General features: G+C 48.8%; 23 protein-coding genes. 11 read left to right on the forward strand and 12 right to left on the reverse strand.

Annotated elements, in window-relative coordinates; genetic code table 11:
* The first annotated feature begins 160 nt into the window (after positions 1-160).
* Positions 161-1,174 (forward strand): GGDEF domain-containing protein, encoded by a 1,014-nt coding sequence (locus tag K0H60_RS16835; RefSeq protein ID WP_220056440.1) that lies wholly within the window; start codon positions 161-163, stop codon positions 1,172-1,174.
* Between the two features lie 13 nt (positions 1,175-1,187).
* Here the strand turns inward: K0H60_RS16835 and K0H60_RS16840 are convergent, their stop codons facing one another.
* A complete protein-coding gene (locus K0H60_RS16840) occupies positions 1,188-1,421 on the reverse strand; it encodes a hypothetical protein (protein ID WP_086903750.1) in 234 nt (77 codons plus the stop codon).
* Between the two features lie 70 nt (positions 1,422-1,491).
* Between K0H60_RS16840 and K0H60_RS16845 the strand changes: the two genes are divergently transcribed.
* Positions 1,492-1,908, forward strand: a complete 417-nt coding sequence (locus K0H60_RS16845) for an META domain-containing protein (protein ID WP_011621560.1) — start codon at positions 1,492-1,494, stop codon at positions 1,906-1,908.
* Positions 1,909-1,963: 55 nt separating this feature from the next.
* Here K0H60_RS16845 and K0H60_RS16850 read toward each other — a convergent pair whose 3' ends face one another.
* Together K0H60_RS16850 and K0H60_RS16855 are read right to left on the reverse strand one after the other, a co-directional pair.
* A complete protein-coding gene (locus K0H60_RS16850) occupies positions 1,964-3,286 on the reverse strand; it encodes a dicarboxylate/amino acid:cation symporter (RefSeq protein WP_220056441.1) in 1,323 nt (440 codons plus the stop codon).
* A 161-nt stretch (positions 3,287-3,447) separates the two neighbouring features.
* Positions 3,448-3,744: a DUF4234 domain-containing protein gene (locus K0H60_RS16855; RefSeq protein WP_220056442.1), complete on the reverse strand. Its 297-nt coding sequence runs from the start codon at positions 3,742-3,744 to the stop codon at positions 3,448-3,450.
* Positions 3,745-3,964: 220 nt separating this feature from the next.
* Between K0H60_RS16855 and K0H60_RS16860 the strand changes: the two genes are divergently transcribed.
* Positions 3,965-4,408 (forward strand): GNAT family N-acetyltransferase, encoded by a 444-nt coding sequence (locus tag K0H60_RS16860; RefSeq protein ID WP_220056443.1) that lies wholly within the window; start codon positions 3,965-3,967, stop codon positions 4,406-4,408.
* A 58-nt stretch (positions 4,409-4,466) separates the two neighbouring features.
* Here the strand turns inward: K0H60_RS16860 and K0H60_RS16865 are convergent, their stop codons facing one another.
* Both K0H60_RS16865 and K0H60_RS16870 read right to left on the reverse strand, forming a co-directional pair.
* Complete coding sequence (locus tag K0H60_RS16865; RefSeq protein WP_011718165.1) at positions 4,467-5,759, reverse strand: serine/threonine transporter; 1,293 nt, start codon at positions 5,757-5,759, stop codon at positions 4,467-4,469.
* Between the two features lie 432 nt (positions 5,760-6,191).
* Positions 6,192-8,759 (reverse strand): acylase, encoded by a 2,568-nt coding sequence (locus tag K0H60_RS16870; protein WP_220056444.1) that lies wholly within the window; start codon positions 8,757-8,759, stop codon positions 6,192-6,194.
* A gap of 256 nt (positions 8,760-9,015) precedes the next feature.
* Between K0H60_RS16870 and yjjX the strand changes: the two genes are divergently transcribed.
* Both yjjX and K0H60_RS16880 read left to right on the forward strand, forming a co-directional pair.
* Positions 9,016-9,555, forward strand: a complete 540-nt coding sequence (yjjX, locus tag K0H60_RS16875; RefSeq protein WP_220056445.1) for an inosine/xanthosine triphosphatase — start codon at positions 9,016-9,018, stop codon at positions 9,553-9,555.
* Between the two features lie 107 nt (positions 9,556-9,662).
* On the forward strand, positions 9,663-10,643 hold the full coding sequence (locus K0H60_RS16880; RefSeq protein WP_258405758.1) for a bifunctional helix-turn-helix transcriptional regulator/GNAT family N-acetyltransferase: 981 nt from the start codon (positions 9,663-9,665) through the stop codon (positions 10,641-10,643).
* Between the two features lie 220 nt (positions 10,644-10,863).
* Here K0H60_RS16880 and K0H60_RS16885 read toward each other — a convergent pair whose 3' ends face one another.
* Positions 10,864-12,057: a serine hydrolase domain-containing protein gene (locus K0H60_RS16885; protein ID WP_220056447.1), complete on the reverse strand. Its 1,194-nt coding sequence runs from the start codon at positions 12,055-12,057 to the stop codon at positions 10,864-10,866.
* 523 nt (positions 12,058-12,580) lie between these two features.
* Between K0H60_RS16885 and K0H60_RS16890 the strand changes: the two genes are divergently transcribed.
* Entirely contained in the window at positions 12,581-12,976 is a 396-nt protein-coding gene (locus K0H60_RS16890; protein WP_086903758.1) for a hypothetical protein, read from the forward strand.
* A 65-nt stretch (positions 12,977-13,041) separates the two neighbouring features.
* Here the strand turns inward: K0H60_RS16890 and nqrF are convergent, their stop codons facing one another.
* Genes nqrF through K0H60_RS16920 form a run of 6 tightly spaced genes read right to left on the reverse strand, consistent with a single transcriptional unit; the run spans position 13,042 to position 18,914 of the window.
* The gene (gene nqrF / locus K0H60_RS16895; RefSeq protein WP_220056448.1) at positions 13,042-14,259 is read right to left on the reverse strand and encodes an NADH:ubiquinone reductase (Na(+)-transporting) subunit F; all 1,218 of its coding nucleotides are present in this window, start codon (positions 14,257-14,259) and stop codon (positions 13,042-13,044) included.
* A 51-nt stretch (positions 14,260-14,310) separates the two neighbouring features.
* Positions 14,311-14,919, reverse strand: a complete 609-nt coding sequence (nqrE, locus tag K0H60_RS16900; protein ID WP_011621548.1) for an NADH:ubiquinone reductase (Na(+)-transporting) subunit E — start codon at positions 14,917-14,919, stop codon at positions 14,311-14,313.
* A gap of 9 nt (positions 14,920-14,928) precedes the next feature.
* The gene (locus tag K0H60_RS16905) at positions 14,929-15,549 is read right to left on the reverse strand and encodes an NADH:ubiquinone reductase (Na(+)-transporting) subunit D (RefSeq protein WP_011071186.1); all 621 of its coding nucleotides are present in this window, start codon (positions 15,547-15,549) and stop codon (positions 14,929-14,931) included.
* Positions 15,546-16,340, reverse strand: coding sequence for a Na(+)-translocating NADH-quinone reductase subunit C (locus tag K0H60_RS16910; RefSeq protein WP_088210250.1), 795 nt, complete (start codon positions 16,338-16,340; stop codon positions 15,546-15,548). The genes K0H60_RS16905 and K0H60_RS16910 overlap by 4 nt, the downstream gene beginning before the upstream one ends.
* Positions 16,330-17,544, reverse strand: coding sequence for an NADH:ubiquinone reductase (Na(+)-transporting) subunit B (locus K0H60_RS16915; protein ID WP_220056449.1), 1,215 nt, complete (start codon positions 17,542-17,544; stop codon positions 16,330-16,332). The genes K0H60_RS16910 and K0H60_RS16915 overlap by 11 nt, the downstream gene beginning before the upstream one ends.
* Positions 17,544-18,914, reverse strand: a complete 1,371-nt coding sequence (locus K0H60_RS16920; protein ID WP_220056450.1) for a Na(+)-translocating NADH-quinone reductase subunit A — start codon at positions 18,912-18,914, stop codon at positions 17,544-17,546. Before K0H60_RS16920 ends, K0H60_RS16915 begins: the two co-directional genes overlap by 1 nt.
* Before the next feature lie 465 nt (positions 18,915-19,379).
* Between K0H60_RS16920 and K0H60_RS16925 the strand changes: the two genes are divergently transcribed.
* The 5 genes from K0H60_RS16925 (at position 19,380) to K0H60_RS16945 (ending at position 24,550) form a co-directional block, all read left to right on the forward strand.
* Entirely contained in the window at positions 19,380-20,420 is a 1,041-nt protein-coding gene (locus K0H60_RS16925) for an NADP(H)-dependent aldo-keto reductase (protein ID WP_220056451.1), read from the forward strand.
* 180 nt (positions 20,421-20,600) lie between these two features.
* The gene (locus K0H60_RS16930; protein WP_220056452.1) at positions 20,601-21,023 is read left to right on the forward strand and encodes a VOC family protein; all 423 of its coding nucleotides are present in this window, start codon (positions 20,601-20,603) and stop codon (positions 21,021-21,023) included.
* Positions 21,024-21,197: 174 nt separating this feature from the next.
* Entirely contained in the window at positions 21,198-21,725 is a 528-nt protein-coding gene (locus K0H60_RS16935; RefSeq protein WP_220056453.1) for a CbrC family protein, read from the forward strand.
* Between the two features lie 242 nt (positions 21,726-21,967).
* On the forward strand, positions 21,968-22,216 hold the full coding sequence (locus tag K0H60_RS16940; protein ID WP_258405759.1) for a hypothetical protein: 249 nt from the start codon (positions 21,968-21,970) through the stop codon (positions 22,214-22,216).
* 57 nt (positions 22,217-22,273) lie between these two features.
* Complete coding sequence (locus tag K0H60_RS16945) at positions 22,274-24,550, forward strand: TonB-dependent receptor (RefSeq protein ID WP_220056455.1); 2,277 nt, start codon at positions 22,274-22,276, stop codon at positions 24,548-24,550.
* Positions 24,551-24,598: the final 48 nt, after the last annotated feature.

The raw sequence follows: 24,598 nt of genomic DNA on the forward strand, positions 1-24,598 counted from the left end.
TTTGGCGAGCAATATGGCTGGCGGCGCGCCAGTATACAGGAGTCATAAATCATCCCAATAATAGATGCATAAAAACTGATGTTTTTTTAGCCCATTGATTTGCAAATTATCCTGTTGTTTCCCAAACTTAAGGCATATTTTTTGCCCTTTAGGCGCCACCATGTTGCCCGAAACCATCAACCCCAATGTCAGCCTGCTCGATAGTGACCACCAGCAAGTGAATCTTGGTCGCTGGATGCATCAATGCGAGTTGATTAAAAGCTATTACAGCGCCACCAGTGTGTTTGTGCTGCAAATGACTCAATCTGGTTTTGAAGTGATAGTCAGCTCAGTGAGCGAAACGCCACTCTTTACCTCGGGTACTTTGTTTGCGAGCGACTTCCCCCTGTTTGAACAACTTAAACATAGTCCAGCGGAAGGAGACTATCTTAATCTCGGTCGTTTTATGCTCGATGAATTGCCACGGGATTTTGATGGTATTCAACATATTCTCTCCCGCCCTATCGCTTGGCCCGACGGCAGCCAATTTGGTTCGCTGTGCGTATTAAATCCCCATATGGTCGAGCCCGCGAGCAACAGCGCCATGCTCGAACCGTTCCAAATTTTGCTGCAGCAGGAATTATCCCTGTTATGCCAAAACCATCGCATTGAATCGCTATCGATGCGCGATCAAGAGACCGGCATGCTCAACCATTACGGTTTTATGATGATGGCGCCCAGGCAACTCAATCTAGGACGACGTTTTGGCGCCCATGCGGGGATCGTCTTCTTCGAATTAACAGAAGCAAATTCGTCGGAAAATACTTTAGAAGAGAAACACCATAGACTGCTGGGCAATTTGGTCCAAGATACTATTCGCACCGCCGATGTCGCCGCCCATTACAGTACGACTCAATTTGTGGTGTTAGCCTTCGTCGATAGCGAGCGCGATATATTGCACATAATGAAGCGGGTCGAAAAACAATTAGAACAACAAAACCCCCATCTAAAACTCGATGCCAGTTACAGCTTCTTTACCCCAGAATCGACGGCCAAGTTAGCGCCCATGATGGAAGATGCGCGCTGCAAACTCAAATCTATGCAGCCAGAGCCTGAACCAAACCAAGCAAATCAAGCGCCCAAGTTCGATGCCGAGCAGTATGATAATCCCGCCGCCGACTCGGCCGAACTCTAGCTTTTACGGGCGATTAGTCTTTAGGAAGCTCGTCCTGACGCTTCGCCCATTGGATAAACAGCACCACGGGATAGGGTGACATCAATACGAGTCCTAAACCAATGAGGCTTGAGATCAGTAACATACCGCTGATTTCTAGACTCCATTGGGTCAACATATAGATCCCAAGTCCACAAACTAACATCAAAACACCTAACCAATGTAAAAACTTCAATAAATTCATAGTGCTTTTAATGGTATCTGTCATATAAACCTCTTTTTATCTCCCGCTAAACTTGTACACTATGGCCATGAATACGGAAAAAGGAACTGAGACAATGTTAAAACAAACATTTCTATTAAGCGCATTACTTTTTGGTTTAACCGCATGTCAGAGCACTGACGTTGCCAATCAGGACACAGTGCCATTACAGGGAAGTTGGCATATTGAAGCCGTTCAAGGGCAACCCACTGTGGATTACAGCCCTGCGCAAATTACCTTCGCTGATGAAGGTAAACTCTCTGGCAATAACAGCTGCAACAACTTCTTTGGCCAATATAGCCAACAGGGACAGGAGCTAAAAATCATTCCTGGCGGCAGCACGATGAAGGCCTGTGTCGATGCGCTGATGCAGCAGGAGCATAAAGTGATGCAAGCCCTGCCGTTAGTCGCTAAGGCCAAGTTAGTGCAAGGTCGTTTAACTCTGCTTAGCAGCGACGATAAGCCCGTCCTCGTCCTAAGCCAGCTTAAATAAGCTCGCTTCGATAATAAAAAACCGCCTAGTTGGCGGTTTTTTATTATTCGATGAATTAGCTTTTCGTCACGGCGTTTTCACTCGCGGCATTTTGCTCGGCAATCATAGCGCTCTGCACCATGTCGGCATTGTAATGCTCAACATCGAGCTCATCTTCCGACTTAGCAATCACAGTCGTCGCCACTAAGTCGCCAGAAACGTTTACCACGGTGCGCGCCATATCGAGAATACGGTCAATCCCCGCAATCAAGGCCACGCCTTCTAAGGGCAAGCCCACGGTCGAGAGCACTAAGGTCAACATCACTAGGCCTGCACCCGGCACACCCGCGGTGCCGATTGAGGCTAAGGTCGCGGTTAAAATAATCGTCAGATAGTCGACCCAAGTTAAATCGATACCAAAGGCCTGCGCCACAAACAGCGCGGTCACGCCTTGGTATAAAGCCGTACCATCCATATTGATGGTGGTCCCTAAGGGCAGCACAAAGCTAGAGATCTTCTTATTTACCCCAAGGTATTCGCTCGCACATTTCATGCTTGCAGGTAAAGTACCCGCCGAACTTGAGGTGGTAAATGCCACCGCCATCGCATTGCTGATCCCCTTGAAGAAATGCAGTGGATTTAGCTTGGCAAATAGGCGCAGCACTATGCTGTAGAAGCCTAACACGTGGATAATACAGCCAATATAAACGGCAATAATCACTTTAATCAGCGGCCACAGCATGTCGATGCCATACTCGCCCGCGACCCATGCCATCAGACCAAACACCCCATAAGGCGCAAGCTTCATCACCATGTCGGTGAGTTTGTACATGGCCTCGGCAAGGCTTTCAAATACCTTGATCGCAGGCTTACCATGGTCGCCAATCAAGACCAAAGCAATCCCTAGCGCCACTGCAAACACAATGACTTGCAGAATTTGACCACTCGCCAAGGCGGCAACGGGGTTGGTAGGGACTATATCAATCAGGGTTTGCATCACCGAAGGCACTTCTTTTGCCGTTTGTACCGCTTCGTGTTGCAGTAAAGGCACGCCCGCACCGGGTTGCACCACATAGCCCACGGCTAAACCTAGGCTGATCGCAATCGCGGTGGTGCACAGGTAAAACGCAAAGGATTTAAACCCAATTCGGCCCATTTTGGCGGTGTCTTCCATTGAGGTCACACCGACAATCAAGGAACAAAACACTAAAGGCACGATCAGCATCTTGATGGTATTCACAAACAGGGTGCCAATAGGTTTCAGGTAAGAAGCCTGCTCACCTAAACTGATGCCCACCGCAATCCCCAACACCATACCAACGAAAATTTGCAGCCACAGGGGCACTGACATCCAGGAAGACCAGATCCGGCCTAGGGCTGATGACCTTTGTTTTGACATGTTTATAACCTTGAGTTTTAAATGATGATAGGGCTGAGCCTTATCCTTGGCGGGACTAACTTAACTTAGCCAGCCGCCGAGTCTAACATAAGGGATAAAATTCTAAGGATGATCTATATCACGTTGATGCCAACCGCTGCAAAATCCAGCTAAGGCAAAGCTTAGGCCTCAAATTGCACCGAATTGACTGAGGCGGCAAAACGTTGGCGATAAAGGGATGCGGGCGGCTGCTCGCACTCGATAAGGTAGCTCCAATAGTCATCGTCAAAACCGCTGAAGAGTGACTGATTATCCCCCTGCGATTTGAGGATCAAATACCACCAAACCAGCCCCCATAACCCAAAAGTGATTAAGGTAAGTACAAAGTGCATCCCATGATTAATCTGAAGATCTTTTTGCACATCATAGGCTTGTAAAAATTTGGGCTTAAAGCGACGAGTTGATTTTACGAATGCCATAATCGCACCACTCCCTTAAGGTGAAAACCTTATTCAAGCCTAGCAGATTAGACTTTAGTCGTACAAAAATCAGCCGCGATTAAAGCAGGATTTGAAACGCTGTTCTCTCGTTCTTCTAAACGGTTCCGTGCTAAAGTGTGCCGCCGAATAAAAGCCGATGCATAAGCGTCATCCCCATACACAAGAGCGGTAGAGGTACTAACCGCCGAGGAGTTGTTATATGTTGATCCGTAAAGCCAAAGTGCAAGATCTCACCGCCCTAGTTCAATTTAATCAGGCAATGGCGCAGGAGACCGAAAGCCTCGCCCTAGACGAAACGACCCTGATTAAAGGCGTCAACACCCTACTGAATCACCCTGAAAAAGGCTTTTATCTGGTAGCCGAAATCGATGGCGACATTGTCGGTTCGCTGATGGTTACCTTCGAGTGGAGCGACTGGCGCGCCAAAGATTACTACTGGATCCAAAGCGTTTATATTCGTCCACAGAATCGCCGTCAGGGGATTTATGGCAAGCTCTATGCTGAGGTGAAACAACTGGCCGAAGCCAATGGTGGCGCCGCGAGTTTCCGTCTCTATGTGGAGCAGGAAAATACCGCCGCTCAGCAAACCTACCAAGCACTAGGGATGAAGCAGAGTTACTATCTGATGTACGAAGAGAAGTAATAAAAAAGGATCGGGCATCACCCGATCCTTTCGTTTCAAACCGCTTTTAATTCCAAGCTTAGCTTAACAAGCCAAACAGAATAGCCGTCATCGCCAGCAGGCCCGCAATAATCACAAACACGTTGCTGATGCGGTTACGGTAAGCCTTCAAAGCTGGCACTTTGTACACAGCATACATTGGCATTAAGTACAAAATTGCCGCAATAATCGGCCCGCCCAGCGCCTCAATCATCCCCAAAATACTTGGGTTTTTAATCGCAACAGCCCAAATCGTGGCAAACATAAACACTAAGATAAACTTGTTCAGCTTGTTCTCACTGATTTGTTTGTTACTTGAGCGCAGCTGCTTAACGATAATGCCCTTCATGCCCTCAGTCGCACCCATATAGTGGCCAAAGAAAGAAGACACAATCGCCACAAATGCGATAAAAGGCCCGAAATAGCTGACAAAACCACTGTCATGCACGTTCGCAAGGTAAGATAAAATCGGCAGGTTCTTCGCCTTCGCTTCGGCCAACTGTTCTGGCGATAGTGACAACACGCAGGAGAACACGAATAACATCACAAAGCCGACTAACATCATTGAGGTATTACGTAGAATCACATCGGCCTTACGGGCCGCGTTGACGCCGTGGTCACGCTTAAGAGAAACCGAAAATTGCGAAATCGCTGGAGAATGGTTAAAGGCAAACACCAATACAGGAATGGTTAACCATACAGTACCTAAAAAGGCGCCGGTGTCTGGCACGACTTGCAGTGCATCCATTTTCCACTCTGGGATCAGATAGATGGACATAAAGGCCAAAATCCCCACCAACGGATAGACCAGCAGCTGAGTCACCTTCAGCATAAATTGCTCACCAGCAACCATCACGGCCATCATGCCGAAAATCAACACGCCTGACAGCAGGAAACGTGGTGGTGAGGCCATGCCCAACTGGTTGACGATAAAGCTGTCAACTGTGTTAGTGATCCCCACACCGTAGATCAGCACAATGGGATAAATCGCTAAGAAATACAGCAGCGTAATCGCCTTGCCCGCGCCAATCCCAAAGTGTTCTTCAACTACTTGGGTAATGTCACTGCCGGGAATACTCGATGAACATACGAAGCGTGACAGGCCGCGGTGGGCGAGATAGGTCATAGGGCCGATGATGATGGCCATCAAGACTAAGGGCCAAAAACCGCCCATGCCCGCATTGATAGGAAGAAATAGAATGCCCGCCCCCACAGCGGTGCCGAATAAACTTAGCATCCAAGTGGTGTCTTGGCGCGTCCATGGTAAGTGTCTTGTTGTGCTTTCTTGCGTGCTTTGAGGTGTTTCGAGAACACTTATCGCATCTTTTTGCATATTAAAATTACCTTACGGTGATACCGCATAAAAAATTCGGCGTAAGGATAGCGAAAAAGCTTAAGCAAAAGTTGATCTAACACCATTTTAAGTAATGAAATTTCAAATAAAACTGAGTTTGCGATCTAGATCCATGAATTTACGTAATAAATTTTCAATATCGCAGCAAAAAGATCACACAAAAACACCAATAACGTACAGTTAATTCACCCCTGCACCTAAGCGTTGACACGGCCAGTTTGTCGATAAAAACCACAAAACCGCATCAAGTCGCAAAAATGCATTAAATGCGACCAGCTTCAATTAAGCCCTATAAAAGCTTGATCGAGATCACTGTGCAAATTGTTAAATTTTTACATTTTGAAACAGCGAGCTCTGAGCAATAAAAAAGGCCCACCTAAGTGGGCCCATCCATTCACTACAACTCAGCAATTACTGGGCTTTTTGCAGTGTCAGCTCAGTGGTCGAAATCACCGCAGGGGCGATATCGGCTTCCTTAAACAGTAAAGGACGGAAAGTCTTACTGCTGGAATACAGATTGCTCTGGTCGGTAAAGGAAGGCGACAGTATATTGCTCGACTCCGAATAGGTAAGTATGCCGCGCGCGACAGGGCCCTCATCGGTAAAGCTGACCGCCATCATCCAACTTGAACCGTAACGCACTTGGTAACCCTTAGCCGTCATGCCTGAGGCCATAGCCTTACCCGTAACAACATCCATTAGCGGCGCGTACTTATGCTGCGGGATCAGAGTGTCATCTCCCGACAAGCTCGTAGAGAATACGTTGAATCCCCCTTCCGCGTTATGGCTGCCCGGCCAAGGTAAACGCGCGCCGCTGGCTGTGCCATCGGGGAGTGACTTCTCGACAAACTGCACATCACCTAACGGTGCATCTAAGGCAAAACCTGCGGCTTCAAGATTCAAGGCCGCATGGGCAAGCGCCACTAATGCACTACCGTCACTAGTAAGCGTATTAGGCGTGGTCGCCGCATTCGCGGGGTCAAATCCCTTGGTCAACATGGTTTTTTGGCTGAACTGATGGGCAAACTCACGCAGTAAGGCGCCGCCTTTACTGTCGTTATCTTGCTTACCGTTCCAGGCTTTGAGCGCTGCACAGGCAGAGGTGAGATCCTTAGATAAACTCGCAGATACCACTACAGGCGTACTGCCCTGCGCCTCACATTGGGCAATCAAATCCGGCAATACCAACTCAGCTAAATAACTGCGATTCGACAATACCGCGGTTTCGAGCTCTTCCAGATTAAACTTACCATCGCTGCCCGCCGCATCTTGCATTAGGGTTAAGCCCATACGGGTACGCAGCGATAACTGCCCTGCTTCAGGGCCATACATGGGCGAGAAGTACGTCAGTGGCTCATTTAAGTTGGTAGACCAGAAGGAGTCATTGGAGTTTTGCACAAAGTCGCTACGCTCAAGCTTAGGCGCACGCTCATAGGGCGTGGGGCCACTAAAGCTAAATAACGAAGTATTCCCCGGCAGAATGGTAAAACCAGCTTGCTCTTTTGCCGCCTTAATATCGGGCGAAGTCTTTAACACCACCACCGCCGCCTCGGATAAACCGGGCACGGTCGAGTCGTCGATATAGAAGGCGTTACCCTCTTTATCGGCATACATAGTGTTGTTGAAAATCACCCCGTCGTAGTCTTTAAAGGCTTGTTGGAATTCGTCTTTATTGGTCGCTAAGTTCATGGCGAGCCAATGATCGACCGGATCCATAGTCGCCATATTGGCATCTTGGATCATAAAGGCACTGCCATCGTCCCAACCAAAAGGCGCTAGCGAAGGCGGTGCCTCGACCATAGGTCCTTTTGCCGTGGTGTAAATATCCTTTTCAGCCACTAACATGCCAGCAGGGCCGGCGTTCACTAGGATAGACACAGTCTCTTTATTGATCGGCATCGGCTGACCATCGAACAGATACTGCAATCTGTCGCCCGAGACCAGCTCGAGGTTATACATCACGAAATGTTCAGCGGTAGAGAAGGTATGAGTCCAAGCTAAGTCTTTGTTAAACCCTATGTTGATAGGGCCTGGCATGCCCACTAGTGAGCCGCCCATCATATCCAATTGGCCAGGGATGGTAATGTGCGATTGCCAGAAGCGCAGGTTGCCCGTATGTGGGAAATGCGGATTACCCAGCACCATGCCGCGACCATTTTCGGTCTTATCTTTACCTAAACCCCAACCGTTAGAGCCCAAATCCCGCGGATTAGTCTCGGGGGTGGTAATGCGCGCCGCACGGGCAAGCAATTTAGACTGCATATCGCTGACAAACGCGGTTTGTTCTTGGCTTGGTGCAGGTCCTACGATGCGCGGCATGTACTCCTGCCCATCCCCAGGGTTAGCGTAGAAAATCAAATCGAGGAAGTTAGCCGCGCCGGGTAATAGGGCGATGGAAAACAGATAAGTGACCACATCCTCTGGCACTATGGGCTTCACCCACGGCTGGCCACCACAGAATGGCTCGGCAGTTTGTTTACCCGCCTCAACATCGGCAAGGTACTGGTTATAACCAGCGGTAAAACCTTGGATTAATGCACGTGAACGCTCGCTAAACTGCGGCCATTTGGCCTCGGCTTGCTCACGAATTTTTAAGGCTTTATAGGCAAAGTCGGAGATTAAGTTACCATTGTCTTCGGCGGTGGGCAGCCCTGTGGTGAAATCAATCGACGCATGGGGGCCAAAGTACATAGAGCGTTGGGAGTTGGCCTTAATAAAACCATCGGCGAGCACGCAGAGGTTGTCCTGCGCCTGCGCGTAACCGCTACCAAAACCTAAGCTTTCTAGGTTATCGGCTTGGATATGAGGCACACCGTAGGTGGTTCGACGAATATTGGCTTTGAGTAAGCCGTTGGGGGCAAAGGTTTGCAGCAGGGTTTCAGGTTCGGTAGGTGGAGTGCTATCTTCGCTGTCGTTACAGCCTGTGAGCATAACGCCGCAGGCCATCCCCATCGCGATCATGAGTTTGTTGAATTTCATTATTATTATCTCTTAATTTTAGTTCCTTCAATGACATAGCTTTACTGCTTAAATCAGCTAATTGACTGAAGGAGCAATAGTCGTATGTCGCTTCCTGATGCTCGACTCTAGCTATTTGCTCCCCATGCATTCGCTTTTTTACTGAGCCAAGGCGATGAATATGGCAAAATAGAAAACCCAGAGGCAAGACACCTCCGACCATTTAAGCAATGATTCAAACGAGCGTCCACATTAAAAACCAAAATAAATAACTTATATGCAACAAAACATCATCAAAGTGATCATCGGTTCGAAAAACCCCGTCAAAATAAACGCGGCGGCCAATGCCATGGCGCTGCTCTTCCCCGACTATGAGATCCAAACTCAAGGCATGGATGCGCCTTCGGGCGTCCCCGCGCAACCCATGACAGATAGCGACACCCGCCAAGGTGCAGTCAATCGCGTTAACTACTGCCAACAACATGCTGAAGCGGATTATTACTTTGCGATGGAAGGTGGCGTCGATTGTTTCGAGTTTGGTCCTGCGACCTTCGCCTATATTGCGATTGCCCACCAAACCCGTTTGAGCATTGGTCGAGGCGCCTTGTTGCCGCTACCTATGCAGGTCTATCAGGCACTCGAGGCGGGTGAAGAGTTGGGGCATGTGATGGATAGACTGTTTAATACGGTTAACATCAAACAAAAAGGCGGCGCAATCGGCCTGCTCACCCACGGCCACGCCACCCGTGAGAGCAATTACACCCAAGCGATCATCCTCGCCATGGTGCCCTTTTTAAATCCTGAGCTGTACCCTTAAATTTTGTTAATGAAATATTGCAAAGCCGAGCAAAGCCCGCTAATTTCGTTGTAACTTGCAACTAAATGATTCGAACTGAGCCACAGCCTGCCCGCACAAGTGCTTGCATGGCTCAACTTTGGTTAACCCTGATGGCATTCAATCCGACTATGGCAAATGATCCCGGCTCATCTAGCCAACTGAGACACCTTTCCCGCTATATGGTCAGACACTTAGGCATGCTCAATGCGGCCTTTGGCGATTTACCTCTGTCTCCTGTACAGGCACACGCCTTGTTTGAGATAGGCAATCAACCGCAAACCATTAAGGAACTCGCCTGCAAACTGAGCATAGATAAATCCAATGCTAGCCGCGCGATCAAACACTTAGTCGATAAAAACCTCGCCCAGAGCCAAATGCATCCGCGGGATAATCGCTGCCTCGTCGTACAACTCACGAGCGCAGGTAAAAAGCTGCTCGCAAAATTAGATAGCCAGCAAAATCAACTCTTTCAAGAAATCTTGGCCCAGCTGACCCCTGAGCAAATTCAACAAATCGAGCAAGCTCTTATGCAATACAACCAAGCCATACACAAAGCCAAACAACAATCGGGTTGCCTTATCCGTGAAGCGACCGCCACCGATGATGCCGCCATTGCCCAAGTGATCCGCGCGGTTTCCGCCGAATATGGTTTAACTGCAGATAAAGGCTATAGCGTGGCTGACCCAACCTTAGATTGTTTAAGCCAAATCTATTCGCAGCCGGGCGCCAAATACTGGGTGATAGAACATGAAGGCCAAGTCGTTGGCGGCGCAGGGATTGCGCCACTGGCTAATAATGCAGGCATTTGTGAACTGCAAAAGATGTACTTTATGCCCGAGATCCGCGGTAAAGGCTTAGCCAAGCGCTTAGCGCTGCAGGCCCTCGAGTTCGCCCGTGAATCGGGTTATCAGAGCTGCTATCTCGAAACCACCGCATTACTCAAAGAGGCCCTAAAACTCTACGAACACTTAGGGTTTAACTACTTGAGCACACCACTTGGCAATACTGGCCACGACGCCTGCGAGATCCCAATGCTATTGCCACTGCACGCCGAACTGAATGAATAGCCTTGTGCCAATATTTGCAGCAGTTAAGGCGCGGCTAAGAACCCCTTTTGATAATTCAAAGCGGCCTTTCCAACGAAAGAAACCAGAATAAGGCTCCAATTAACAAATCGTGGAGCCTTATTCCTTCGAAGTCATAGTGTTAGCGGTTATATCAGACCCAGCATTGCGTTGGCGTTACTCCCGCAAACGTAACGTCTATTGAGTCGACACAGTGACAAACTTAAACCTTATGCAGAGATGGTGTAGTCAGTAGTAACTGACTGCGAATGATTTGACGTATCTGATTATGCAGTTCAAATACCCGGTTACGGTCATTAAGGTTTAAGGAGAGATTTTCCAGCATGACTAAGTCCAGATTATATTCGGGATAATGCAGCGTCATCGACATATAACCCGAGACATAACCCGTATGACTATATTCGACTAAGTCATTGTCCTTATTGATCCTTATCCCATAACCGTAGCGCATATTCGGCCATAAAAATGGCAGCTCGATATAGGCAGTGGTCATCATCTGATAACTTTCAGGGCTTAACAACTTACCAGCATGTAATTGCTGCTGAAAGGCGGCATAAGTGGCTGGCGAGGCAATCAATCCCCCTGCGGGCAATAACGCTTCATCAATCACCAGCTCAGAAGGTGCAATCACTTCGCTTTCCTGCAATCCCACCGCCAGACTAGGCACTTTGGCTTGAATCGCCTCAAGGCTGCCCTGCTCGGCACTTAAGCCATTGAGTTGGTATCGCGCAGCAAATTGTGCCACCTGCTTGGTAAAAGATTGATGATTGACCTTCTCCAGCACTTGCCCAAGCAGTGAATAACCCAAATTGGAGTATTCAAACTGGCTGCTAGGAACGAACCGATTGGGCTTACCCAGTTTATCGACACCCGATGTATGGTTCAGCAGTTGGTGCAAAGTAATGCGTTCGTCATATCGGTTGGGATTCAAAGCCCCCGCATTGGCATTCGCATCAATGGCTTTTAGCGCCTTAGATTCCGCGTCAAGAACGCCAAAAAGGTAATGGTTTAGCGTTTGATTTAAATCGAGTTTCCCTGCATCGAATGCCTGCAACACTAGCGTTGCGGTAATTTGTTTCGAGAGTGATGCCATCACAAAGCGCGAGTCTTGATTAATTCCTTCGCCCTTTTGTAATTCAAGCAGTGGTTTTCCCTCTTCAAGCAGAATAACGCTGCCACTAAATGGCTGCGGCGAATCCATTATCGCCGCTTGGATTAAACTCTTAATCTCCCCGAGCTTAGAGTCCGAAGATGCAGTTTGGCTTTCAAGCTTAACTGACTGACCGCCATGCGCGCTTTCCGACACAATCGCAGTTTCAAACGGCTCGCCAACACTATTGGCACTTGGGAGTAATAACAACCCCGATAGCAGGGAGCCGATAACACTCAAACGCATGGGTTATCCTTAACTTAATTAGCAAATACTGCCAGATTAGAAAGCGGCCAGCTTATCACAAGTTTTTTTAGTAGTGCTGTGTTTGGAATTAGCAATGACATCCTAGGCTGAGTTTTTAAAAGCAAAGTCAAAGTCGTGGGGCTTCACCCCCCCCCCGACCAAGGAGGACTGCTCGTCCTATCCTCCTTGGATGCTCCAAGACGCCCCTAGCGAAGTTACATGCATTGATTACTAGCCTTGGTCTTATGGATAAATTGCTATCGCTTCCGATGGTACATCCTGTACCCCGAAAGCTAGCCGGTCATCCATGACCGGACTCACGCAATTTATTCCAACGTCCCGCGGCGACTTCGCAGGGGAGGTGAACTCCAGTAGCAACAGTACAAACTATTAATCCCCAAAGATCCATGCTTGTCCTGTCTTTTTAGCTATTTGCTTGAACGCAAACCTAAAGCAGATTATGTTGTTGATTTTAAATGGCTGGCAAAGTTTTCGGTTTAAATATCTGTTCTAAGGAGAGAGCATGTTTTTTACATTACTGTTTATTACCTTTGCACTATCTATAACCGTTTCATTTCTGGTTGTTTCAATTTTCAAAAAACCATTGGGCGAAATATTTTCTCGAATTATTCAAGATTCAATCAGTGCCGCTTGGCAAAAATACATCATTTTTGCCACATATGTTGTGGGCATCTCTGGTGGCGTTAGGATTTATGATTTAGAGCGTTATATTACCGCTCGACATAAAGATGTAGAGATTCTTCAGCTAACACTAGAACGTTGGACTATTGAGATTTATCGGACGATTATTGAAACGTTGCAAAGTATTGCATGGATGTACCTTATCGTATTTATATTTGCCCTTATCGCATATGTCATTGTTAGAGGCTTTGAACATAAAAACGCTAATAAGCAATAAACAAAAATCGCTTTAGGCTCAGCTTACTAGCTGTGCCTAACGCGATTTTCTATTCCACTTACTGCTTAATCACCAAAGTCATCGAGCAGGATATTTTCAGGCTCAACCCCTAGGCTTTCGAGCATACGGATCACCGAGGAGTTCATGATCGGTGGGCCACACATGTAATACTCGCAATCCTCTGGTGCCTTATGATGTTTAAGGTAATTTTCGTAAATCACATTATGGATAAAGCCTGTGTAACCCGTCCAGTTATCCTCTGGTAGCGGCTCCGACAGTGCCACATGCCAGACAAAGTTGTCATTTTCAGCCGCTAATGCATCGAAATCTTGTTGGTAAAATACCTCACGGGTTGAGCGGGCACCGTACCAGAAGCTCATCTTACGCTTGGTCTTTTTACTCTTTAGCTGATCGAAAATATGTGAGCGCATCGGTGCCATGCCCGCACCACCGCCGATAAAGACCATTTCCGCATCGGTTTCTTTCACAAAGAACTCGCCGAATGGACCAGAGATGGTCACCTTATCCCCCGCCTTGAGGTTAAAGATGTAAGAAGACATCTTACCCGGTGGCACATTGGCTGAAGGTGGCGTCGCAATCCGCACGTTAAGCATGATGCGGCCCTTTTCATCGGGATAGTTCGCCATCGAATAGGCGCGCAGCACGTCTTCATTGACGGTGGAGACTAGGTCGAACAAGCCGTATTTTTCCCAATCGTCGCGGTACTTAGCCGGAATATCAAAATCGGCGTACTTCACCACATGGGCTGGCGCTTCAATTTGAATATAGCCACCCGCCTTAAAGTGTACGTCTTCACCTTCGGGCAGTTTTAGCAGTAACTCTTTGATAAAAGTGGCCTTGTTATCGTTTGAGATCACCTCACATTGCCACTTCTTCACGCCGAAGATTTCTTCCTCTAGCTCAAGTTCCATATCGGTTTTCACCGCCACTTGGCAGGCGAGACGACAACCTTCTTTGGCTTCTTTTTTAGTGATATGCCCTTGTTCTGTTGGCAGAATATCACCACCGCCCGATTTGACTTTCACCCGACACTGGCCGCAGGTACCGCCGCCACCACAGGCCGAGGGAATAAAAATATTCTTGCTCGCTAAGGCGCCAAGCAGCTTGTCGCCCGCGGCAACTTTAATGCTTTTCTCGGCATCGTCGTTAATCCCAATAGTGATCTCACCAGTAGTCACTAATTTCTTTTTGGCGATAAGGATTACTATCACCAGTAGGCACACCACTAAGGTGAACATGCCTATGCCTATTGCCATTTCCATTCGATAACCCTTTTTCTAAACAGAATGCGGTTTCACTTTCTCAGCCACGCGTTACAGCGAGATCCCCGAGAAAGACATAAAGCCAAGTGCCATCAACCCTGTGGTAATAAAGGTGATACCAATCCCCTGTAAGCCTTCGGGAATCGCATGAAACTTCATCCGTTCACGCAGCCCTGCCAGCATCACAATCGCCAGCGCCCAACCCGTGCCCGAACCCATGGCAAACACCGCAGATTCGGCAAAGTTGTAATCACGGTTAGCCATAAAGATCACCCCAGCAAAAATCGCACAGTTTACGGTGAGCAGTGGCAGGAAGATTCCAAGGGAGTCATACAGGCTTGGAATGTATTTATCTAAAAACATTTCAAGGATTTGCACTAAGGCCGCAATCACACCGATAAAGGTGATCAGTTGCAGGTAACTTAAGTCGATGCCAGGCATGCCCGCCCAAGCCAATGCGCCCGGTGCTAACACCTTCACATAGATCAGTTGGTTTAAGGGCACGGCTAAGGTCATCACCACGATAACCGCAACGCCTAAGCCGAAGGCGGTCGACACCTTTTTAGACACGGCTAAAAAGGTACACATACCGAGGAAGAACGACAGCGCCATGTTGTCTAAGAATGTGGCCTGTAAAAACAGATTAATATAGTGTTCCATATCCGCTCCTTAACCGCGTTTACGCTGGATCACGTTAATGCTCCAGATCAGCAGGCCAATCAGGAAGAAGGCGCTTGGGGGCAACTTAAACATCTCATTGGGTAAGTACCAGCCGCCGTTTTCAACCGTAGTCAACACGCTATGACCAAATAGATTGCCCGTACCTAACAGCTCACGCACAAAGGCCACACTGATCAGCACTAGGCCATAACCCGCCGCATTACCCACGGCATCGACCACGGCTAAGTGAGGTGGATACTTCATCGCAAAGGCTTCTGCGCGGCCCATGATGATACAGTTAGTGATGATTAACCCAACAAATACAGAGAGTTGTTTAGATAGCTCGTAAGCCACATCCTGCAACACCATATCGACGATAATCACCAAGGAGGCAATCACCGTCATCTGGGCAATAATCCGCACACTGTTAGGGATAAAGTTGCGAATGGCAGAGATGATAAGGTTAGAGAACACCAGTACGAAGGTCACCGCCAGTGTCATTACCACGGCCGTCTGCATGGAGTTACTCACCGCCAGCGCCGAACATACGCCCAGCACTTGCATCGCCACTGGGTTATTGGCAAATACAGGGCCTGCTAGCATGTCCCGCATGGATAAACTGTTGCTCATTTTGCACCTCCCAACTCACCTTGTTCAGCCGATGCTTTTAATTGGTTGAAGAAGGTTTGGAACCCCTCAACGCCAAACCAAAACTCCATTGCGCGCTGCACGCCACGGCCAGTCATAGTCGCGCCACTCACAGCATCAACACCGTGCACATCGCCCTCTTTGGCACCGCCTTTCACGAGGCGCATCGCAAACTTACCTTTTTCATCAAAGAGTTGTTTACCCTTCCACAGGGATAACCAATGTGGGTCAGTCACAAAGTCACCGATACCAGGGGTTTCACCGTGCTCGTAAACCACCATGCCTTTAATAGTATTAAAGTCAGGCTCGACGGCCACGTAACCGTAGATCATCGACCACAGCCCTTTACCGTAGAAAGGCACTACTACGCTGGATAATTTGCCGCTGTCATCGAACACCTTAAACACGCGGGCATCGTTGGCGCGGGTCTTGATTTTGGCGATATCCTTTTTAGGGGCGCTTGAGGTTTCTGGGTTAATCGCCGCCATGCGCTCGTCAAAGTCGAGTACATTGGCATCGGAGTCCACTTTGCCTGTGTCAAGATTAATCAATAATGGCTTAACAGATTTAGCAAAAATCTCTCTAAACTCATTGCCTTGGCCAATATTTACATCGGCCGCCATCAACACATAACGTTGTAACTCATCGCGTTTTTTCGCGAGCTTGCGCTCTTTCAACACGCCTGCGGTGCCGGTGATCATAAAGGAGCACAAAAGGCAGAGCGTGATGGTGAAGATCATGGTCCCCACCACAGTATCTTTCTTAAATACCATGACGTTTTACTCTCCGTTTGATGTTGGCACGGGCCACCAGATAATCGAACAGTGGTGCCCACAGGTTGGCGAACAGGATGGCTAACATCACGCCTTCTGGCATTTTGGGGTTAGCCACACGGATAAGGATGGTCATAAAACCAATCAGCGCGCCGTAGGCAAACTTGCCTTGGCGGGTGTAAGAGGTCGTTACCGGATCGGTCGCCATAAACATCATCGCGATAGCAAAGCCGCCCGTGACTAAGTGCCATGTCCAAGGCATTGCCATCATCTGGTTAGTGCTTGAACCAATAACATTGAACAAGGTTGCAGTGGCAATCATGCCCAGCATCACACCCACCACGATGCGCCAGTCGGCTAAACGGGTGATAAGCAGTAATAACCCACCGAGCAAAACAGCAAGCGTGCTGGTTTCACCAATCGCGCCTACGGTAAAGCCGAAGAAATTATTCCACCAGTTAGGATCGCTAAAGGCGCTGTACCAAGCGTAATCGGCAAATTGCAACTTACCGGCAGCGGCTTGTGCTAAGGCAGTCGCGCCTGAAAAGCCATCTACGGCAACCAGTTGCTTAACGGTTGACACTTCAGAAGGGTAGGCAAAATAGATAAACGCTAAACCTGCTAATGCGGGGTTAAGGAAGTTGTATCCCATGCCACCAAACAGCTCTTTGGCAATCACTACCCCAAAACTAATCCCCATCACCACCAGCCAGAGTGGAATCGAAACGGGTAAAATCAGCGTAAATAACAAGGCAGTGACGAAGAAGCCTTCGTGCAATTCTTGGCGACGCACCTTGGCAAACACCACTTCCCAGAACAGGCTGGTCAGCAAGGCCGTTAAGTAAATCGGCAGATAAAAACTTAAGCCGTAGAGGAACAGGCCAATCACACCTGTCTCGGCACTTAAGCCACCGCTTAAGGCATTAAACAGCGCGAGTTTCCAGGTTTCTGGCGTGGTTAAGCCGCTTGCTAGTGCGAGCTGTGCCTGTAACCCTACGTTATATAAGCCAAATAAAATGGCGGGTAATAAACAAAGGCCCACTAAGGTCATGGTACGTTTTACGTCAATGGCGTCACGTACGTGTACTTGTCCCTTAGTGCTGCGACCACTGGCGATCACCAATGAGCGCACAAAGCCCTTCATCGATTTCCCCGTGGCGTAGTAGTCGTCCTGTAAATCAGGTTTTTTAGGTTGTGTCGTCATTAACCTTCCCTCTCGATAACATCTAGACAGGCACGTAACTCTTTACCGAAGTCATACTTGCCGGGGCACACAAAGGTACATAGGGCTAAATCTTCTTCATCTAATTCCAGTGCGCCTAGGGCCTGCGCCTCATCGGTATCTCGCACGACTAAATCACGCACCAGCAGAGTGGGTAAAATATCTAATGGCATAACGCGATCGAGCTGACCAAAGGCCATCATGGCGCGGTGAGAGCCGCCCTGATGGGTGGTAAATTCGAAGGACTTAGTCAAGCCAAATAAACGGGAGGTCACCGCGCGGGTGATAGAGAACTTGTCCGAACCGCCACGCACCCAAGGCAAAATTTGGTGCTCGGCATCTTCGGCGAGAACCGATACCTGATTGTGGAAGCGACCTAAAAAGTCATGCACGCCCCTCGCGGTATGGCCCGATAACACAGAGCCTGACACCACACGGTTATGGCCAGGTTTAATCTCATCGGCCACTAAGGCACTCAGCTCTGCACCTAACTGAGTGCGCAGTAAACGTGGGTTAAGCACACTCGGGCCACCCAGCGCTACTACGCGGTCGGTATAGAGTTCACCGGTTTGGAATAGCTTGCCGTAGGCGATAACGTCTTGATAGCCGATATGCCACACTTGGCGCTCTAAGCTCGCTGGCAAGGTAAAATGAATGTGAGTCCCGGCTAATCCGGCAGGATGTACCCCAGCAAAACGACGTACTTGTACTTTAGGTAAATCGGCGCCGACTAAGGCTTCGCCCTTATCTTGGCAGAGGTAAACCTTACCTTCGGTTAAATGACTCAGTACCGCTAAGCCCGCCTTAAAGGCATCGCTCTGTTCGGCAATAATCAACCTAGGATCGGCGGCGAGTGGATTGGTATCCATAGCCGTCACGAAAATACCCGCAGGATTGGCATCGAGTGCGGGAACGCGTGAGAAAGGACGGGTACGCAGCGCCGTCCACAGACCGCTCTGAACCAACTGAGCTTGAACAACTGCAGCTGAGAGTGCCTGAATATCAGAGTGGATATCGAAACGGATCTGCTCATCGGCGTCTAAGCCATTGCAGCGGATCACCACGGATTGCAACACCCGACGTTCACCACGGTGGATTGCAACAATCTCACCACTGGCGGGAGCGGTAAACAGCAAGCCCTTTGTTTTTTTATCTTCAAACAAAGGTTGGCCTTTTTTGACCTTATCGCCGACTTCCACCAACATAGTCGGTTTTAAGCCAACATACTCCTCACCCAACAAAGCCACTTGGGATGGCCTGTTACCGGGTTCGATGATCTGCCTAGGCTCACCCGAAATCGGCAAGTCGAGACCTTTTTTGATCGTTATAACTTGGTTTGAAAAATCTGCCATCACAAATATCAACCATGAAAATTTTTAGATAAATTTAGGGTAGATGTTTGTTAACAGATAATCCGATATTGGCGTCACATTCCGCCGCAATTTCGTAAGTAATATACGTAAATTCGCGCCATTTTGTGACATAGATTCACATCGATTACAGCCTAAAGTTGCAAATGTAGTTTTATAACAAATAATTCATAATTTCTGCATTTCTGATTTAGTTTTGACTTAACTAGATAAAAACTGACAAAAATCTCCCCTTTCAGCCCAGAATTAACACAAAGGTTCAAAACCTTGAGTCAGTGATGAATTCATGTGCAATCCAATCTGCGCGCTCCGCAATCCTGCTGCAACGCCCGGCTTTAAAGCATTGGTTATTTTTACTGCAGTAAAATGTTTGACGCCCTATTAACCTTTGCTTTACAGCAAAAGCTTGATAGCCTCGGACTAAGATAGTTTCCGTAGGAGAAATAGATGGAATACAGACGCATACCGCATTCTAATCTCGAGGTGAGCAAAATCTGTTTAGGCACTATGACTTGGGGTGAACAAAATACCCAAGCCGAAGCCTTCGCACAGCTAGACTACGCCATCGGCAGTGGCATCAACTTTATTGACACTGCGGAAATGTACCCTGTGCCGCCCAAGCCGGAAACCCAAGGGGAAACCGAGCGCATTTTGGGCCAATACATTAAGGCCCGAGGCAACCGTGATGACCTAGTGATCGCCACTAAAATTGCCGCACCCGGCGGCAAGAGTGACTATATTCGCAAGAACATGGCGCTGGACTGGAACAATATCCATCAAGCGGTCGATGCCTCACTCGAACGTCTGCAAATCGATACTATCGATCTCTACCAAGTGCATTGGCCAGACCGCAATACCAACTTCTTCGGGGAATTATTTTACGACGAGCAAGAGATTGAGCAGCAAACGCCAATCCTCGAGACCCTCGAAGCCCTCGCCGAAGTCATTCGCCAAGGTAAAGTGCGCTATATCGGCGTATCGAACGAAACCCCTTGGGGACTGATGAAGTATCTGCAACTGGCGGAAAAACACGGCCTGCCGCGCATTGTTACCGTGCAAAACCCCTATAACCTGCTCAACCGCAGCTTTGAAGTGGGCATGAGTGAAATCAGCCATCGCGAAGAGTTGCCACTGCTGGCTTACTCGCCCTTGGCCTTTGGTGCCTTAAGCGGTAAATATTGCAATAACCAATGGCCAGAAGGCGCGCGCTTAACCCTGTTTAAACGCTTCGCCCGTTACACGGGTACGCAAATGGCACTCGATGCCACGGCTGCCTACGTAGACTTAGCCCGCGAGTTTAATCTCTCCCCCGCGCAAATGGCGTTAGCCTTTGTTAACTCGCGTAAATTTGTTGGTTCAAACATCATTGGCGCCACGGACTTATACCAGCTGAAAGAGAATATCGACAGCTTAAAGGTCAGCCTCTCCCCCGAGTTACTCAGCCGTCTAAATGCACTCTCAGATCAATTTAGATTGCCCTGCCCTTAGCTCTTAAAAGAGCGCTAACAATGAGCTGTTAAATTGCGTTTTTAAACAAGCCTCTAAAGTGAGTGGCCAAAGTGCCACTCACTTGAGTCACAGATTGATTGTCCATCACAGCGGTACCCTAATCGCAGCGATAGCCATTACAATAGCGGTCTATAAGACAGCAAAAGTCGAGAAATCCAGATGAAACAGGCCATTGTCCATATTGCACTCGTCGTAAGAGATTACGATGAGGCGATTGATTTTTATGTCAATAAACTCAAATTCGAGTTGATTGAAGACAGCTATCAACCCGAGCAAGATAAACGCTGGGTCGTGGTCGCTCCGCCAAATTCCAGTGGTACCGCCTTATTGTTAGCCAAGGCTTCTAAGCCGGAGCAAGAACCCTTTATCGGTAATCAAGCCGGCGGCCGTGTGTTTCTGTTCTTAAATACCGATGATTTTTGGCGCGATTATCACCATATGCAATCCATTGGGATCCGCTTTATTCGTGAGCCGCAGCAGCAGGATTACGGCACCGTTGCCGTGTTCGAGGACCTCTATGGCAACCGTTGGGATTTACTGCAATTAAGCCCTAATCATCCCATGGCCAAAAGATGCCAATAACAGTGCAAAAGACTGAGCCGATAGCCAAGTAAAAAACAGAAGAAGCGTTAACTAAGTGACGCTGCGAGTAGCAGCTAAGTGCTTATCTAATTGAATAACCAATTGAATTAACCACGCAGCTTGATGATAATCGCTTGGCTATTTAATCGCGTTATTCTTCACTTAGGAGTTGAAATGGATTTCCCTCAGTTTACCTATCACCCTCATCCCCTCGATACTGGCGCCGTGATCGCAAGCGATGCGACCTGCGAATGTTGCGGCCAAGCACGGGGATTTATCTGCAGCTCAGGAATGTATTGCAGGGACAATGTTGAAGCTATCTGCCCTTGGTGCGTTGCCGATGGTAGCGCCGCAGACAAATTTAATGGCCATTTTGTCGACGATTACCCGCTGCTCGAAGCGGGGCTGGATATCGCCATAGTGAAGGATGTGGCGGAAAGAACACCGGGATATGTCTCCTGGCAACAGGAAGTCTGGCAATCCCACTGTAATGATGCCTGCGAGTTTCATGGCGATGCCGAACTCGCCGATTTACAAGCCTTGCAGGGCGAAGCATTGGAAGACTTTTTAGCCGAATACTTACCCAACCATGCCCTATGGCAAAAACTCTTATCTAGCTACCAAAAGGGTGGCAACCCGGCCATTTACAAGTTTAAGTGCCGCCACTGCCAGCAAGCGATTTTTACCTTAGATTGCCACTGAACCAGTTTTATAACTAAAAGTTAACTAGACTCGGTCAATGTAAATCAATTAAGGTCAGTTTGTGGATTAGATAAGGCTAAAGCAAATTGGCCTGCATCAGCGACCCAGGTTGCCTGACGCAGGCGCATGCTTTAGCTTATTTCAACAGGGATATGTGCTTCCCGATAAGACTAACGGCTAAACCTTAACCAATAACAATAATGGCTTATCATCAATTTCGGACTCATAAAAAGTGGCCTTGGTTGCTGCTCAGTGTATGGCTACTGGTTACCCAGTGCTTTGCGCTGACCCATTACACCGAACACAGTCTGGAACATGAACACACCCATTGTATTGTCTGCGATTTTGGCCATGATACCAGTGCAAGTCCGGCATCTATGCCCGTGCTACCACTGGATTTGCAACATGCCGATCATCGTGCCACCGCCGCCTATCAAGCCCCCAGCTTAGCCCACATCCGCCATGTTGATGCGCGCGCCCCTCCCTTTTAGAAAGCAAATTCAAAAACTTAAAAATTAATTTTTTGCTTATCTACAAGGAAAGGCACAATGAAACTTGCACTATCTTCAATAGCGCTTGCGGTCGCGAGCGTGTGTTCATCGGCTATGGCCGCAGAGCTTCAAGGCCAAGTCACTGATCAACAAGGTAACGCGCTCGCCAATGCCCGCGTCAGTGTTGACGGCGGTAACAGCACAACCACAGATGCCCAAGGCCAGTATCAACTCAAGATTGCCGATAATAGTCACCTGCACCTACACGTGAGTCATGCGAATTTTAAACATAGCGATCAAGAGATTAGCTCAAAGACAGGTTTGCTCATTCAAGATGTGACGCTGAGCCAAACCCCGATGGAAAATATTGTGGTAACCGCATCGCCCCTCGCCCGCTCGGCCCTCGAAAGCACTACGCCCATCAGCGTATTGACCGAGGATCAACTCAAACTCAACACCGAACCCACCTTGGGCGACACCTTAGAAAAACTCCCCGGCGTACAGGCCTCTCACTTTGGTGCGGGCGCCAGTCGGCCGATTATCCGCGGCATGGGCGGCCCCAGAGTACAAGTGCTTGAAAATGGCCTGTCGGTTGGCGATGCCTCTACCGTATCGGCAGACCATGCCGTGACCTCCGAGGCAGCCTCGGCGCAGCAGATTGAAATTCTTCGCGGTCCAGGCACCCTACTCTATGGCAATGGCGCCATCGGCGGTGTCGTCAATGTGGTCGATACCCGCTACAGCGAAACCCCAATCGATGAAGTGACAGGGCACTTTGGCGCTCGCTATGACAGCGCCAATCATGGCCAAACCTACAATGGCGAACTCAACGGCGGTAATGGCCAGTTCAACTGGCATCTGGATGGCACCCACAGAAAAACCGAGGATGTGGACATTCCCGGAAATGCCATTGCCGATATGCCAACCACCCACGGCACCTTAGCCAATAGCCAACTCAAACTCGATGATTACGCCGCAGGCGTTGGTTATACGGGGGATTCGGGTTTTGTTAGCGTCTCCGGCGCGCGCACCGAATCCAACTACGGCATCCCCAGCCGTGGTGAGGCCGATGCACCCAATATCACCATCGACTTACAGAAAACCGCTTGGCAATTACATAGCGGGCTACTCGACCCCTTTGCTGGTTTTAGTAAGTTAAAATTCGACGCTGCCTATAGCGATTATCAACACGCCGAGGAAGAAGATGGCGTTGCTGGCACCACCTTTTTCAACAAGCAGAGCGAAGCACGTTTAAGCCTAAACAATCATCCTTGGGGCGAATGGCAAGGCACTCTGGGGCTACATGCGGTGCACCGTGACTTTGCGGTGGAAGGCGACGAAGCCCTGACCCCCGACAGTAAAACGGACACTCTCGCCGCCTTTATCGTGCAAGAACGTAAGCTGGGTGATTTTCGCTTTGAACTCGGCGGTCGCCTCGAGCATTACCGCCTCGCGCCCGATAGCATGCAGCTCGACACGCTTAATGGTGAGCAAGAGTATCAACCTAATGATTTAACAGATAATAATGTGACGTTGTCTGCGGGCGTGGTGTGGGACTTTAGTCCATCATACAACCTAGGGCTGTCACTCACCCGCGCCGAACGCTCGGCCACTGCCGAAGAGCTTTACAGCTACGGGCCACACGATGCGACTCAAAGCTTTGAGCTTGGATCGCAATTTAGCCTAGAGAATGGCCAAATCGTTGCCAACAGCGGCAGTAACGATAGGGAAATCGCCAACAATATCGACCTCACACTGCGTAAGCTGGACGGTGCATGGACAGGTTCACTCAGCCTCGCCTATAACCGAGTTAATAACTTCTACTATGAGCGCAATACTGGACTGGTTGCCTCGGATCTGGTCAACAGCGATGAAGAAGGCGATATGCCGGTTTATCAATATACTCAAGGCGATGCGGATCTTTATTCCATCGAGGCGCAGGCAACGATTCCATTTAATGATCTCTGGTCACTCGGGCTCTTTAGCGACTACACCCGCGGCAAACTCGTCGATGGCGGTAACTTACCGCAAATATCGCCGATGCGTGTCGGCTCGACATTAAACTTCGATCTGCAGCAGTGGCACGCAGAGTTAGGCGCCATAGGCTATGCCCGCCAAACCGACACCGCCGACAATGAGACCGAAACCGCAGGCTATGCCCTAGTGAATGCGGCCGCCACTTATCACTGGTACACCTCAAGCGGCGATATTTTGGTTTATCTCAAAGGCACTAACCTGCTTAATCAGGAGGCCCGCCCCCATACTTCCTTACTCAAGGATTATGCGCCGTTAATGGGGCGCAACCTGATGCTAGGAGTCACCTATAACTTTTAACCCCAGACCATAAACCAAAAAGCGAAGCCATTTGGCTTCGCTTTTTAA

The organism is Shewanella mangrovisoli (assembly GCF_019457635.1).
GTDB classification, from domain to species: domain Bacteria; phylum Pseudomonadota; class Gammaproteobacteria; order Enterobacterales; family Shewanellaceae; genus Shewanella; species Shewanella mangrovisoli.

Coding starts and splice junctions, on each gene's coding strand:
- K0H60_RS16835 (WP_220056440.1), top strand. CDS start 161: ATGTTGCCCGAAACCATCAACCCCAATGTCAGCCTGCTCGATAGTGAC.
- K0H60_RS16840 (WP_086903750.1), bottom strand. CDS start 1,421: ATGACAGATACCATTAAAAGCACTATGAATTTATTGAAGTTTTTACAT.
- K0H60_RS16845 (WP_011621560.1), top strand. CDS start 1,492: ATGTTAAAACAAACATTTCTATTAAGCGCATTACTTTTTGGTTTAACC.
- K0H60_RS16850 (WP_220056441.1), bottom strand. CDS start 3,286: ATGTCAAAACAAAGGTCATCAGCCCTAGGCCGGATCTGGTCTTCCTGG.
- K0H60_RS16855 (WP_220056442.1), bottom strand. CDS start 3,744: ATGGCATTCGTAAAATCAACTCGTCGCTTTAAGCCCAAATTTTTACAA.
- K0H60_RS16860 (WP_220056443.1), top strand. CDS start 3,965: ATGTTGATCCGTAAAGCCAAAGTGCAAGATCTCACCGCCCTAGTTCAA.
- K0H60_RS16865 (WP_011718165.1), bottom strand. CDS start 5,759: ATGCAAAAAGATGCGATAAGTGTTCTCGAAACACCTCAAAGCACGCAA.
- K0H60_RS16870 (WP_220056444.1), bottom strand. CDS start 8,759: ATGAAATTCAACAAACTCATGATCGCGATGGGGATGGCCTGCGGCGTT.
- yjjX (WP_220056445.1), top strand. CDS start 9,016: ATGCAACAAAACATCATCAAAGTGATCATCGGTTCGAAAAACCCCGTC.
- K0H60_RS16880 (WP_258405758.1), top strand. CDS start 9,663: ATGGCTCAACTTTGGTTAACCCTGATGGCATTCAATCCGACTATGGCA.
- K0H60_RS16885 (WP_220056447.1), bottom strand. CDS start 12,057: ATGCGTTTGAGTGTTATCGGCTCCCTGCTATCGGGGTTGTTATTACTC.
- K0H60_RS16890 (WP_086903758.1), top strand. CDS start 12,581: ATGTTTTTTACATTACTGTTTATTACCTTTGCACTATCTATAACCGTT.
- nqrF (WP_220056448.1), bottom strand. CDS start 14,259: ATGGAAATGGCAATAGGCATAGGCATGTTCACCTTAGTGGTGTGCCTA.
- nqrE (WP_011621548.1), bottom strand. CDS start 14,919: ATGGAACACTATATTAATCTGTTTTTACAGGCCACATTCTTAGACAAC.
- K0H60_RS16905 (WP_011071186.1), bottom strand. CDS start 15,549: ATGAGCAACAGTTTATCCATGCGGGACATGCTAGCAGGCCCTGTATTT.
- K0H60_RS16910 (WP_088210250.1), bottom strand. CDS start 16,340: ATGGTATTTAAGAAAGATACTGTGGTGGGGACCATGATCTTCACCATC.
- K0H60_RS16915 (WP_220056449.1), bottom strand. CDS start 17,544: ATGACGACACAACCTAAAAAACCTGATTTACAGGACGACTACTACGCC.
- K0H60_RS16920 (WP_220056450.1), bottom strand. CDS start 18,914: ATGGCAGATTTTTCAAACCAAGTTATAACGATCAAAAAAGGTCTCGAC.
- K0H60_RS16925 (WP_220056451.1), top strand. CDS start 19,380: ATGGAATACAGACGCATACCGCATTCTAATCTCGAGGTGAGCAAAATC.
- K0H60_RS16930 (WP_220056452.1), top strand. CDS start 20,601: ATGAAACAGGCCATTGTCCATATTGCACTCGTCGTAAGAGATTACGAT.
- K0H60_RS16935 (WP_220056453.1), top strand. CDS start 21,198: ATGGATTTCCCTCAGTTTACCTATCACCCTCATCCCCTCGATACTGGC.
- K0H60_RS16945 (WP_220056455.1), top strand. CDS start 22,274: ATGAAACTTGCACTATCTTCAATAGCGCTTGCGGTCGCGAGCGTGTGT.